The sequence below is a fragment of the Citrobacter farmeri genome, from assembly GCF_019048065.1.
In the GTDB taxonomy this organism is placed as follows: domain Bacteria; phylum Pseudomonadota; class Gammaproteobacteria; order Enterobacterales; family Enterobacteriaceae; genus Citrobacter_A; species Citrobacter_A farmeri.
Map to the genome: position 1 here is coordinate 1,710,112 of NZ_CP077291.1, position 12,968 is coordinate 1,723,079.

Here is a 12,968-nt window from a genome sequence, read left to right on the forward strand (position 1 = left end):
AGTGGAGGGTATATGTTCAAGAATAAAACGTTATTAATCACCGGCGGAACTGGTTCATTCGGTAATGCGGTGCTCCGACGTTTCCTGGATACTGACATCGCTGAAATCCGTATTTTCAGTCGCGATGAGAAAAAACAAGATGACATGCGAAAGAAGTATAATAGCAGCAAGTTAAAGTTTTATATTGGAGATGTCCGCGACTATCAATCCATTTTAAATGCAACTCGTGGTGTCGATTTCCTTTATCATGCAGCGGCACTTAAGCAGGTACCTTCCTGCGAGTTCCATCCTATGGAAGCTGTGAAAACGAACGTATTAGGTACAGAGAATGTGCTTGAAGCAGCGATTGCAAACGGCGTTAAACGTGTCGTTTGCCTGAGTACTGATAAAGCCGTATACCCAATCAATGCTATGGGCATTTCGAAAGCAATGATGGAAAAGGTCATTGTTGCTAAGTCTCGTAATGTCGATAAATCCAAAACAGTGATTTGCGGTACTCGCTATGGCAATGTTATGGCTTCACGAGGCTCTGTGATTCCATTATTTGTCGATTTGATTAAAGAAGGTAAAGCACTGACAATCACTGACCCAAATATGACGCGCTTCATGATGACTCTTGATGACGCTGTTGATCTTGTTTTGTATGCTTTTGAGCATGGAAATAATGGTGATATTTTTGTTCAGAAGGCTCCTGCTGCGACAATTAAGACCCTGGCGATTGCCCTCAAAGAGCTGCTGGGGCTGCCAGAACATCCCGTTAATATCATTGGCACACGTCACGGCGAAAAATTGTATGAAGCGTTGCTGAGCCGCGAGGAAATGGTCGCTGCTGAGGATATGGGGGACTATTATCGTGTACCTCCTGATCTTCGTGACCTGAACTATGGAAAATATGTTGAGCAGGGTGACCAGCGGATTTCACAGGTCGAAGATTATAACTCTCATAATACTGAACGTCTTGATGTCGAAGGCATGAAAAAATTACTCCTGAAACTGGCGTTCATCAGAGCTATCTGCGATAAAAAAGAATATCAACTGGATGAATAATATGAAACTTGTGATTACGGGTTCTAATGGTTTCATCGGCAAAAATCTGCGTGTCCATCTGAGAGAAAATGGATATGACGATATTATTTGTATCGATCGGGACAATTCTGTTGAGCAGCTTGATAACGCTTTGCAAACTGCTGATTTCGTATTTCATCTGGCTGGTATTAACCGTCCCACAAACGATTCAGAGTTCTACGAGGGGAATGCCAATCTGACGGAATACATTGTGAAGAAGTTGGAAGAGGCTGGCAACAAGACACCTTTACTCATTACCTCTTCAATTCAGGCAGAATTAGATAATCACTATGGCAAAAGTAAGGCTGCTGCTGAACTCTCAGTAAGTAAATACGCCGAGCATTGTAAGGCGAAAACTTATATTTACCGTCTCCCTAATGTATTTGGTAAATGGTGCAGACCGAACTATAACTCAGCTGTAGCAACATTTTGCTATAATATACTCAATGGCCTTGAGGTTACCGTGAATAACCCCGATGCCGTTTTGAATCTGGTCTATATAGATGATGTTTGTAAGTCATTCATCGATTGCTTAAAAGGCAATATCGATAGCAACAGTGCTACAGTTTCCCCAGTCTATCATACGAGCGTTGGTGAAGTTGTTTCTATTATCAGGTCATTCAAAGATAAACAGCATGGCTTACTGATCGATCATGTGGGCACTGGGTTGACCAGAGCGTTGTACGCAACTTATCTTAGCTATTATTCGCCATCGGATTTCGCATATTCTGTTAAACGTCACAGCGATCCGCGTGGGACATTTGTAGAAATGCTGAAAACGAAAGAGTCTGGGCAATTCTCATTTTTTACAGCACATCCTGGCATCACGCGGGGTGGGCACTATCATCATACGAAAAATGAGAAATTTCTTGTCATTAAAGGTAAAGCGAAATTTGCATTTAGACATATAGATTCTAATGACTATTATGAATTTTTCGTTGACGGTGATGAATCCAAAATAGTCGAAACTGTTCCGGGATGGTCGCATGACATCACGAATATTGGCGATGATGAAATGATAGTCATGCTGTGGGCAAATGAAATTTTTGATCCTGAGAACCCAGATACGGTTAACTACAAAATTTCCGAAGAGTAGAAAATGAAAAAAATGCATGTTATGACCGTCGTTGGTACGCGACCTGAAATTATTCGTCTGTCACGCGTTATGGCGAAAATTGATGACTGTTATGAGCACACTATTGTCCATACTGGTCAAAACTACGATTATGAACTTAACCAGATTTTTTTCGACGATCTCGGTGTTCGTAAGCCTGACCACTTCCTGAATGCGGCAGGAAAAAATGCCGCTGAGACTATCGGTCAGATCATCATCAAAATAGATGAAGTCCTGGAAGCGACAAAACCGGATGCTCTTCTGGTTCTGGGGGATACAAACAGCTGTCTGGCTGCTATTCCCGCCAAACGTCGCAAAATACCTATCTTCCATATGGAAGCAGGGAATCGCTGTTTTGACATGCGAGTACCTGAAGAGATAAATCGTCGTATTGTTGATCACACGGCTGATATTAATCTTACATACAGTGACATTGCCCGTGAATATCTTCTTGCAGAAGGATTGCCTGCGGATCGCATCATCAAGACCGGTAGTCCTATGTTTGAAGTGTTAACCCATTATGCCGATGGTATTGAACACTCAAATGTACTTGAGCGTCTACATTTAAAATCTGGTGAATACTTTGTTGTAAGTGCTCATCGTGAAGAGAATATTGATTCAGATAAGAATTTGATGAATCTTGTCGACGCGTTGAACAAAGTTGCCGAAACTTATCAGTTACCCGTGATTGTCTCTACGCATCCGAGAACGCAAAAAAGAATCGATGCAAAAGGCGTTGTTTTTAATTCACATGTGCAATTATTAAAACCTCTTGGCTTCAAAGATTATGTGAAATTGCAGAAAGAGGCTCGGGCAGTACTTTCTGATAGCGGTACAATTACCGAAGAATCCTCCATTCTCAATTTTCCAGCCATTAATATTCGAGAGGCTCATGAACGTCCGGAAGGAATGGAAGAGGGGACGGTAATGATGACCGGCGTTGATCCGGAGCGTATTTTGCAGGCTCTTGATATGATAAAAGATCAACCACGCAACGAGAACAGACTCTTGCGCCGGGTGAATGATTACTCCATGCCAAATGTCTCTGATAAAGTTGCAAGAATTATCCTTTCTTATACAGATTATGTTAAGCGAGTTGTTTGGCGTAATTACTAGTACCTTTGTCACTCTGGCATGCCAGAGTGACCTTTTTATGGTGTGTAGAACATAGTGAAAGTCTTATTGTTGACGCAGTGGTTTGATCCCGAGCCTACTTTCAAAGGTCTTGCTTTTGCTAAAGAATTAAAAAAGCAGAATGTTGAAGTTGATGTGATTACTGGTTTCCCCAATTATCCAGGCGGAAAGGTATATAGTGGATATAAAATAAGTTTCTTTCAGCGGGAAGAGTACGAGGGCATCACCGTAAACCGTGTGCCACTCTATCCACATCATGGGCGTTCTGCGTTAAAGAGAATAGCGAATTATATTTCATTCTTTTCAACCAGCATGATTTATGGATTATTTCGCCGTAATAAAGCCGATGTTATATATGCTTACCATCCGCCGCTGACCACAGCTCTTTCTGCTGCCATTATTTCAATTTTCCGACGGACGCCATTTGTTGTTGATATTCAGGACTTATGGCCTGATACGTTAGCTTCCACAGGGATGCTGACGAATAAAAAAATACTTAATATTGTCAATAGTGTATGTAACTTTGTCTATCGCCGCGCGGCAAAGATTGTGGTTCTCTCTCCTGGGTTTAAGCAGCGATTGATATCTCGAGGTGTTCCTGCAGATAACATTGAAGTTATCTATAACTGGAGTGATGAAGAAAACCTCAGAAATTATCAAAAGAGCAGTGTTGTTTTACCTGCTGAAAAATTTAATGTCGTCTTTGCTGGTAATCTTGGTCTCGCGCAAGGGTTGCCGGCTATTATTGCTGCTGCCAGATTGCTGCAGGAATCTGGTACCGATGCTAATGTAATACTCGTTGGTTCTGGTTTAGCGAGATCCGAGGCAGAGAGAATTGTCGCAGAACAAAAAATAGATAATGTCATTTTCATTCCTCGCGTTCCTCCTGCAGAAATTGGCGATATTCTACAACAGGCTGATGCATTACTTGTTCATCTGATTAATGATGAGCTGTTTTCCATCACAATACCTTCAAGAACTCAGGCCTATTTAGCATGCGGTAAGCCTATTGTTATGGCTGTTAATGGAGATGCAGCGGAGTTAGTCAGGAATGCGGATGCTGGGGTAATATGTGAATCTGATAATCCAGAATCTATTGCTGCAGGAATTAAGCACCTTGCATCATTAACAACGGAAGAACTGCATATTATGGGATGTAATGGTTCTAGTTATTATAATGAAAAACTGTGTCTCCATGAAGGTGTAAAAAAATTCATTGCCATTTTTAATCAGGTCGCAAAGTGATATGCTGAAACGTGCATTTGATATTATCGTATCTTCAATACTTCTGATCTGTTTATCACCCATAATCGGTGTGACATATATCCTTGTCAGAAATAAACTAGGAAAACCAGCATTTTTCAGGCAACTCCGCCCGGGCAAGAATGGGGTTTCCTTTGAAATGATAAAATTTCGCAGTATGAAAGATGCTGTAGATAACCAGGGGAATCCACTCTCTGATGAAGAGCGCTTAACCTCCTTTGGGAGAAAAATTAGAGCACTGAGTCTCGATGAGCTGCCTGAATTATGGAATGTGCTTAAAGGAGACATGAGTCTTGTTGGGCCCAGGCCTTTGCTGATGAGCTATCTGGAACTCTACGACGATGAACAAAAGCGTCGTCATGAAGTGCAACCAGGTATTACGGGTTGGGCGCAAGTGAATGGACGTAATGCCTTAAGCTGGGAGGAGAAATTTAAGCTGGATGTCTGGTATGTTGATAACCATTCTTTATGGCTTGATATAAAAATACTCATTCTTACCGTTAAGAAAGTATTCATAAAGGAAGGGATCTCTTCTGAAGGACATGCAACTATGCCTGTTTTTAAAGGAAAAAAATCTGATGAATAATGTTCTTATCCTGTCCGCAGGGCGACGAGTTGAGTTAGTCATAGCATTTCGTGAGGCAATGGATAAGCTCAATATCCAGGGTAAAATCATGTGTACGGATATGGTCCCCGAATTATCGTCAGCTTGCCTTGTTGCTGACGAATTTTTCACCGTACCTCGTGCTACTGATAGTTCATATGTTGATGTGCTTAGAGATATTTGTCAGGAAAATTCGATTAAACTCGTCATTCCTACAATTGACACAGATTTAGAAAAACTGAGTTATGCTAAAGATAGTTTTAATAAATTCGGCTGTCACATTTCTGTCCCCGACCCCAAATTTGTTGCTGCGTGTCGTGATAAGCGTAAAACTGCAGATCTTTTTCAATCATTACAAATAGCCTCACCTGTAATTTACGATAGTAATTCAATGGCCTTTCCTTGTTTCTGCAAGCCCTACAACGGTAGCAGCAGCATTGGTGCTTTTGTGATACAGAGTGCAACAGATCTTACAAATGAAATACTCACAAATAAAAATAATATGTTTATGGAGCTTATTGGTAAGGATTACATTGAAGTAACTGTTGACTGTTATTTCTCAAAAGACCATGAGTTGAAGTGTCTTGTTCCCCGTGAGCGCATCGAAGTTCGTAGCGGCGAGGTGAGTAAAGGGGTGACAAGAAAAGGTCTGGTGTATGATTATTTATTTAAACGCTTGAGAAAAATTCCTGGCGTCGTAGGGTGTGTCACCGTACAACTTTTTTATAATAAAATATCAGGTGATATCAAAGGACTTGAAATCAACCCGCGGTTTGGTGGTGGATATCCTTTGTCGTATGCTGCTGGCGCAGATTATCCTCTGTATCTTATAAATGAGTATATCAATCATGAAACTGTCGGTTTTTTTGATAACTGGGAGCCGAATCTTTTGATGTTACGATATGATGCTAAGGTATTATCTCATGAATATCCAGATATCAACTAATAGCTTCTGGGTATTTGATTTAGACGACACTTTATTTAAAGAAGTAGATTTCAGAGATTCCGGGTTCGAGTTTGTACGACAAGAGATCATAAAACTGTACCAGCGAGATATTATCGATTTGGTTATCCGTTATCGTGAAGGATATTCAGCTGATCTCTTCTCTGATATCTGCTGTTTCCTGAATCTTCCTGAGACATCAAAGAATCAGTTTCTCTGGATGTACAGAAATCATTTCCCATCAATCGATATTGAAAGGGAGATTTTGTCTATACTTAACAGTTTGAAAGATACAACACTTGGCGTAGCCATTCTAACGGATGGACGGAGTGTCACGCAAAGAAATAAAATTAACGCCCTAAGCTTAAATACCTTTCCTGTCTTTATTTCAGAGGAGTTTGATAACTCAGAAAAACCTGAGTCAAAGCGATTTGAGCTAATACAGTCTTTTCATCAGAACTGCACATATGTTTATGTAGGGGATAATGTCAAAAAAGATTTTATTACTCCTAATCAGATGGGGTGGACAACAATAGGTATTAAAGATGATGGGCGTAATATCCATAAGCAAAACCATATTCTTTCAGAAAAATATCTCCCACATATTTGGTTGCAATCAATTTCAGAACTTAAAGGAATTTTACCATGTTAAACACTAAGTTCTCACCGTGGCCTTCGTTTACAAAAGAAGAAGCCGATGCGGTGTCCTCCGTTCTGCTGTCAAACAAAGTAAACTATTGGACAGGGAATGAGTGCCGCCTGTTTGAACAGGAATTTGCTGAATGGGTGGGTACTAAATATGCAGTTGCATTAAGCAATGGCACATTGGCGCTAGACGTTGCTCTCAAAGCGTTAAATATCGGTCATGGAGATGATGTTATTGTCACTTCCCGTACTTTTTTAGCGTCAGCATCATGCATTGTTACTGCAGGAGCCAATCCGGTCTTTGCCGATGTGGATTTGAATAGCCAGTGTATTACTGCGGAGACTATTTCCGCGGTTTTAACACCGCATACAAAAGCCATTATCGTTGTGCATCTGGCCGGTATGCCTGCTGAGATGGATCCCATTATGGCTCTGGCAGAGAAGCATAACCTTTACGTCATTGAGGATTGTGCCCAGGCACATGGTGCAAGCTATAAAGGAAAACGAGTAGGTAGTATTGGTCATATTGCCGCATGGTCCTTCTGTCAGGATAAAATTATGACAACTGGTGGGGAAGGCGGGATGGTGACGACAAATGATAAATCTCTGTGGTCCTCGATGTGGAGTTATAAGGATCATGGGAAAAGCTATGATGCCGTATACAATCGTGAGCATAAGCCTGGTTTCAGGTGGCTCCATGAATCATTTGGCACTAACTGGCGTATGCTTGAAATGCAAGGTGCAATCGGGCGTATTCAGTTAAAGCGTATGGCGGAATGGACTCAACGTCGTCAGGAAAACGGCAGGGCAATAGATGAAGCATTGGCCGATCTGAACGGCGTCAGAATAGTGAATGTTCCTGACTATATTGAGCATGCGGAATATAAACACTATCTGTTCATTAAGCCATCAGCATTAAAAGCGGGTTGGACTCGAGACCGCATTATTGATGAAATTAACGATGCTGGAGTACCTTGCTATCAGGGGAGCTGTTCAGAAATTTATCGTGAAAAGGCGTTCGAGAACACCGGATGGCGTCCGGCAATATCCCTGCCTAATGCAGTCGAGCTTGGCGAGACCAGCCTGATGTTCCTGGTTCATCCAACATTAACGCCATCAGAAATTAAATTAACATGTGAAGTTGCTCGTAAGGTTTTGATGAGTGCTCTTATTTAACAACCACTGTAAATGATAAGTATCAACTAACCTTGCTTGAGGTGGCAGAGCATGCCACCTCCTCTATAAAGAATGTGGTAAAGAATGTTAACGCAATTACTCAGTTTGCCTCGTAATATAAAACGCATAATCATGGTGGCAATAGATTTTGTCCTATTGCTTATCGCTTTTTGGGGGGCTTTTTGGGTCCGAATGGATGTTTCTGCACCTTATACTAGCTACGAGCACTGGAAGTTACTTGCTTGCCTTATCCTTGTTACGGTCTGTATCTTTATCAAAATGGGACTGTATCGTACCGTGCTACGGTATGTTACCGCGAAGATTTTTGTTACTGCGCTGCTTGGTCTTTCTGTCTCAACATTATTATTGATCACGTTATCTTATTTTTTTGACATCTTTCTACCACGTACGATTCCTATTATTTATTTTGCGTTCTCGCTGTTATTCATCTGTGGGTCACGATTACTGTTCAGAATGATGCTGACTTATGCTGTACGGGGACGAACGCCTGTTATAATTTATGGCGCTGGCGCGTCTGGACGACAACTACTGACTGCGCTAAGACAGGTTGATGAATATTTCCCTGTTGCATTTATTGATGATAACCCGTTACTGAACAAAGTCGTCATTCATGGGGTGACAGTTTACTCTCGGAAGAATATCGAAAGGTTGGTTTCTCGCTATGGTATCAAAAAGATATTACTGGCGATGCCATCGATATCAATAGAGAAAAGAAAAGAAGTGATCACCTATCTGGAAGATTTTCCTTGCGAGGTTCTGTCTATACCTGGCATGGTCGATCTTGTTGAAGGTAAAGCTCAAATTATGGCTTTGAAAAAAGTTTCTATTGATGACCTTTTGGGGCGAGAGCCTGTTTCTCCTGATGCAGAACTGTTGGCTAAAAATATCCGTGGTAAAGTAGTGATGGTCACCGGCGCAGGAGGTTCTATCGGTTCTGAAATCTGTCGTCAGATTATTTCTCAGGTACCCAAAATACTTATTTTGTTTGAGGTTTCAGAATTCGCGCTTTATTCTATTGAAAAAGAATTAGTGATGCTTGCTCAGAATAGTCAAAGCAACGTTGTAATAATTCCGCTAATGGGGTCAGTACAAAAATTGCACCGACTGGAAACCATTATGCGAGCTTTCAATGTCAATACTGTCTATCATGCTGCGGCGTATAAACACGTTCCATTAGTTGAGTATAATGTTGTGGAGGGTGTGAGAAACAATATATTTGGCACTCTTTATTGTGCTCAGGCTGCAATATCCTCAGGTGTTGAAACCTTTATTCTTGTTTCCACAGATAAAGCGGTGAGACCGACAAATACCATGGGCGCGACGAAGCGCGTAGCCGAACTTGTGCTACAAGCTTTAGCGCTTGAGCAATCGACAACCTGTTTTAGCATGGTTCGATTCGGTAACGTTTTAGGCTCATCGGGCTCTGTCGTTCCATTATTTGAAAAACAAATCGAACAAGGCGGTCCGGTCACTCTGACACATAAAGACATCATCCGCTATTTCATGACAATCCCCGAAGCCTCTCAGCTTGTTATTCAGGCTGGCGCTATGGCCAAAGGGGGGGATGTTTTTGTCCTGGATATGGGGGATCCTGTCAGGATTTATGATCTTGCAACGCGGATGATTAAGCTTTGCGGTTTGAAAATTAAGGATGAATCAAATCCGGATGGCGATATAGAGATTAGTATTACTGGTCTACGTCCAGGGGAAAAATTGTATGAAGAACTGCTGATTGGTGAACAGGTTCTTGGTACATCACATCCGAGGATTATGACGGCCCACGAGGATATGCTCAGTTGGACAGAACTTGAAAATTACCTTGAGCAGATGGATGCGGCGTGTACCAATTTTGAGCACGATGTCATCCGTAATCTCTTGCTTGAAATACCGACAGGTTTTCAACCCACTGATGGCATTTGCGACCTGGTCTGGTATGCAAAGCATAATGTCGCTGGGTACAATCTGAATGTGACATGCTGAGTAAGCGCATCAACTGCTATCAACTTTTAGCTATCCTGAGTTAACATCTGCAATACATTTCAAGCCGCGCATACGTCGCGCGGTGACCACACCTGACAGGAGTATGTAATGTCCAAGCAACAGATCGGCGTCGTCGGTATGGCAGTGATGGGGCGCAACCTGGCGCTCAACATCGAGAGCCGTGGTTATACCGTCTCCGTGTTCAACCGCTCCCGTGAAAAGACCGAAGAAGTGATTGCCGAGAACCCGGGCAAGAAACTGGTGCCTTACTACACGGTGAAAGAGTTTGTTGAATCTCTCGAAACGCCTCGTCGTATCCTGTTAATGGTGAAAGCGGGCGCGGGTACCGATGCTGCCATTGATTCTCTGAAACCGTATCTGGATAAAGGCGACATCATCATTGATGGCGGTAATACTTTCTTCCAGGACACCATTCGCCGTAACCGCGAACTTTCTGCTGAAGGTTTCAATTTTATCGGCACTGGTGTTTCCGGTGGCGAAGAGGGTGCGCTGAAAGGGCCGTCTATCATGCCTGGCGGACAGAAAGAAGCCTACGAACTGGTTGCGCCGATTCTGACTAAGATCGCAGCGGTGGCTGAAGACGGCGAGCCTTGTGTGACTTACATCGGTGCTGATGGCGCAGGCCATTATGTGAAGATGGTTCACAATGGTATTGAATATGGTGACATGCAGCTTATCGCCGAAGCCTATTCTCTGCTGAAAGGCGGCCTGAATCTTTCTAATGAAGAGCTGGCCAGCACCTTTACTGAGTGGAACAATGGTGAGTTGAGCAGCTACCTGATTGATATCACTAAAGACATCTTCACCAAAAAAGACGAAGAGGGTAAATACCTCGTTGATGTCATTCTGGATGAAGCGGCTAACAAAGGTACCGGTAAGTGGACCAGCCAGAGTTCTTTGGATCTCGGCGAACCGCTATCTCTGATTACCGAATCGGTCTTTGCGCGTTACATCTCCTCACTGAAAGATCAGCGCGTTGCTGCCTCTAAGGTCCTGACAGGTCCGAAAGCGCAACCTGCTGGTGATAAAGTTGAGTTTATTGAGAAAGTACGCCGTGCGTTGTACCTCGGTAAAATTGTTTCCTATGCGCAGGGCTTCTCTCAATTACGCGCAGCGTCTGACGAGTACAACTGGGATCTGAATTACGGTGAAATCGCGAAGATTTTCCGCGCAGGCTGCATTATTCGTGCGCAGTTCCTGCAGAAAATTACCGATGCCTATGCGAAGAATGCAGGCATTGCCAATCTTCTGCTGGATCCGTACTTCAAAAACATCGCTGACGAGTATCAGCAGGCGCTGCGTGATGTCGTCGCCTACGCCGTTCAGAATGGCATTCCGGTACCGACCTTCTCTGCAGCCGTTGCCTACTACGACAGCTACCGTGCAGAGGTGTTGCCGGCAAACCTAATCCAGGCGCAGCGTGACTACTTTGGCGCGCATACCTATAAGCGTACTGATAAAGAAGGTGTTTTCCATACCGAATGGATGGATTAAGCACTTTATTTGTCAAAAAGCCCGGTTTAACCGGGCTTTTTTTTATCCTGATTCTTATTGCATAATCTCCATTGCTTAATATTAACTTAATATTATCTATTTAGGATGATAAAGAAAATCCTAATTGTATTAGGCTTCGTTGACACGTTATTCGCACAGACGCTAAAACAATAATAACGTGTCAGGATGCGAATACATCATGATGTCTAATTAAGTTAATTCTGAGAGTAAGCAATGAAAATTACCATCTCCGGTACCGGGTATGTTGGTCTGTCCAATGGTCTGCTAATCGCACAGCATCATGATGTTGTTGCGCTAGACATCATCCCTTCTCGTGTCGAAATGTTGAATGATCGGATATCTCCGATTGTTGATAAAGAAATTCAACAGTTCTTAACGTCGGAGAAAATTAAGTTTAAGGCTACGTTGGATAAACAAGATGCTTATCGAAACGCGGATTACGTTATTATTGCCACGCCGACTGATTATGATCCAAAAACAAATTACTTCAATACTTCCAGCGTAGAATCAGTGATTCAGGATGTAACCGCGATTAATCCAGATGCCGTGATGATAATTAAATCCACCGTCCCGGTTGGATTTACCGCAGCGATGAAGAAGAAGTTTAATACGCAAAATATCATTTTTTCTCCCGAGTTTTTGCGTGAAGGTAAGGCGCTTTATGACAACTTATATCCATCGCGTATTGTCATTGGCGAACGCTCTGAACGAGCTGAGCGGTTTGCCGCCCTGCTTCAGGAAGGGGCGGTGAAGCAAGACATCCCAACGCTGTTTACGGATTCTACCGAAGCGGAAGCGATCAAACTCTTTGCCAACACCTATCTGGCGATGCGTGTTGCCTATTTTAACGAACTCGATAGCTACGCTGAAAGTTTAGGTTTAAATACCCGGCAGATCATCGAGGGGGTTTGTCTGGATCCACGTATTGGCAACCACTACAACAATCCCTCGTTTGGCTACGGTGGTTATTGCCTGCCAAAGGATACCAAGCAGCTTCTGGCGAATTATCACTCAGTACCGAACAATATTATTTCCGCTATCGTTGATGCCAATCGCACCCGCAAAGACTTTATCGCCGATGCTGTTCTTGCCAGAAAGCCAAAAGTCGTGGGGATTTATCGTCTGATTATGAAGAGCGGCTCGGATAACTTCCGCGCATCTTCTATTCAGGGGATTATGAAACGTATAAAAGCCAAAGGGGTGGAAGTGGTGATTTATGAACCGGTGATGCAGGACGAGACGTTTTTCAACTCGCGAATCGAACGTGACTTGACGCAGTTTAAACAACAGGCTGACGTCATTATCTCGAACCGCATGGCTGAAGAGCTCAAAGATGTGTCCGAAAAAGTCTATACCCGGGACCTTTTTGGCAGTGATTGATTAGTCAACTGAGGGGAAGGGAGTCCCTGATAATGGGGTAAAACCTACCAGAATTTTCGCAATCTTATTAAATTTCTTATGGCATAAATTGTGTTAATCGCTAAACT

The 12,968-nt window shown here is 42.8% G+C and carries 11 protein-coding genes; all 11 read left to right on the top strand.

What is annotated here, in order from left to right; genetic code table 11:
* Nucleotides 1-12 precede the first annotated feature (12 nt).
* Complete coding sequence (fnlA, locus tag I6L53_RS07945) at nucleotides 13-1,047, top strand: UDP-N-acetylglucosamine 4,6-dehydratase/5-epimerase (protein ID WP_042318119.1); 1,035 nt, start codon at nucleotides 13-15, stop codon at nucleotides 1,045-1,047.
* Nucleotide 1,048: 1 nt separating this feature from the next.
* Nucleotides 1,049-2,161, top strand: coding sequence for a UDP-2-acetamido-2,6-beta-L-arabino-hexul-4-ose reductase (wbjC, locus tag I6L53_RS07950; protein WP_042318121.1), 1,113 nt, complete (start codon nucleotides 1,049-1,051; stop codon nucleotides 2,159-2,161).
* A gap of 3 nt (nucleotides 2,162-2,164) precedes the next feature.
* Entirely contained in the window at nucleotides 2,165-3,295 is a 1,131-nt protein-coding gene (gene wecB, locus I6L53_RS07955; protein ID WP_042318123.1) for a non-hydrolyzing UDP-N-acetylglucosamine 2-epimerase, read from the top strand.
* Nucleotides 3,296-3,349: 54 nt separating this feature from the next.
* Complete coding sequence (locus I6L53_RS07960; protein ID WP_042318126.1) at nucleotides 3,350-4,558, top strand: glycosyltransferase family 4 protein; 1,209 nt, start codon at nucleotides 3,350-3,352, stop codon at nucleotides 4,556-4,558.
* Between the two features lies 1 nt (nucleotide 4,559).
* Nucleotides 4,560-5,162, top strand: a complete 603-nt coding sequence (locus tag I6L53_RS07965; RefSeq protein WP_042318128.1) for a sugar transferase — start codon at nucleotides 4,560-4,562, stop codon at nucleotides 5,160-5,162.
* Complete coding sequence (locus I6L53_RS07970; protein ID WP_217124965.1) at nucleotides 5,155-6,126, top strand: ATP-grasp domain-containing protein; 972 nt, start codon at nucleotides 5,155-5,157, stop codon at nucleotides 6,124-6,126. The genes I6L53_RS07965 and I6L53_RS07970 overlap by 8 nt, the downstream gene beginning before the upstream one ends.
* Nucleotides 6,104-6,775: an HAD family hydrolase gene (locus tag I6L53_RS07975; protein ID WP_042318131.1), complete on the top strand. Its 672-nt coding sequence runs from the start codon at nucleotides 6,104-6,106 to the stop codon at nucleotides 6,773-6,775. Before I6L53_RS07970 ends, I6L53_RS07975 begins: the two co-directional genes overlap by 23 nt.
* Nucleotides 6,769-7,944 carry a DegT/DnrJ/EryC1/StrS family aminotransferase gene (locus tag I6L53_RS07980; RefSeq protein ID WP_042318133.1) on the top strand — a complete coding sequence of 392 codons (1,176 nt, stop codon included), beginning with the start codon at nucleotides 6,769-6,771 and terminating at the stop codon, nucleotides 7,942-7,944. The genes I6L53_RS07975 and I6L53_RS07980 overlap by 7 nt, the downstream gene beginning before the upstream one ends.
* An 84-nt stretch (nucleotides 7,945-8,028) precedes the next feature.
* On the top strand, nucleotides 8,029-9,945 hold the full coding sequence (locus I6L53_RS07985) for a polysaccharide biosynthesis protein (RefSeq protein WP_042318136.1): 1,917 nt from the start codon (nucleotides 8,029-8,031) through the stop codon (nucleotides 9,943-9,945).
* Nucleotides 9,946-10,053: 108 nt separating this feature from the next.
* Nucleotides 10,054-11,460, top strand: a complete 1,407-nt coding sequence (gndA, locus tag I6L53_RS07990; protein WP_042318138.1) for an NADP-dependent phosphogluconate dehydrogenase — start codon at nucleotides 10,054-10,056, stop codon at nucleotides 11,458-11,460.
* 234 nt (nucleotides 11,461-11,694) lie between these two features.
* Nucleotides 11,695-12,861, top strand: a complete 1,167-nt coding sequence (gene ugd / locus I6L53_RS07995; RefSeq protein ID WP_042318142.1) for a UDP-glucose 6-dehydrogenase — start codon at nucleotides 11,695-11,697, stop codon at nucleotides 12,859-12,861.
* Nucleotides 12,862-12,968 lie beyond the last annotated feature (107 nt).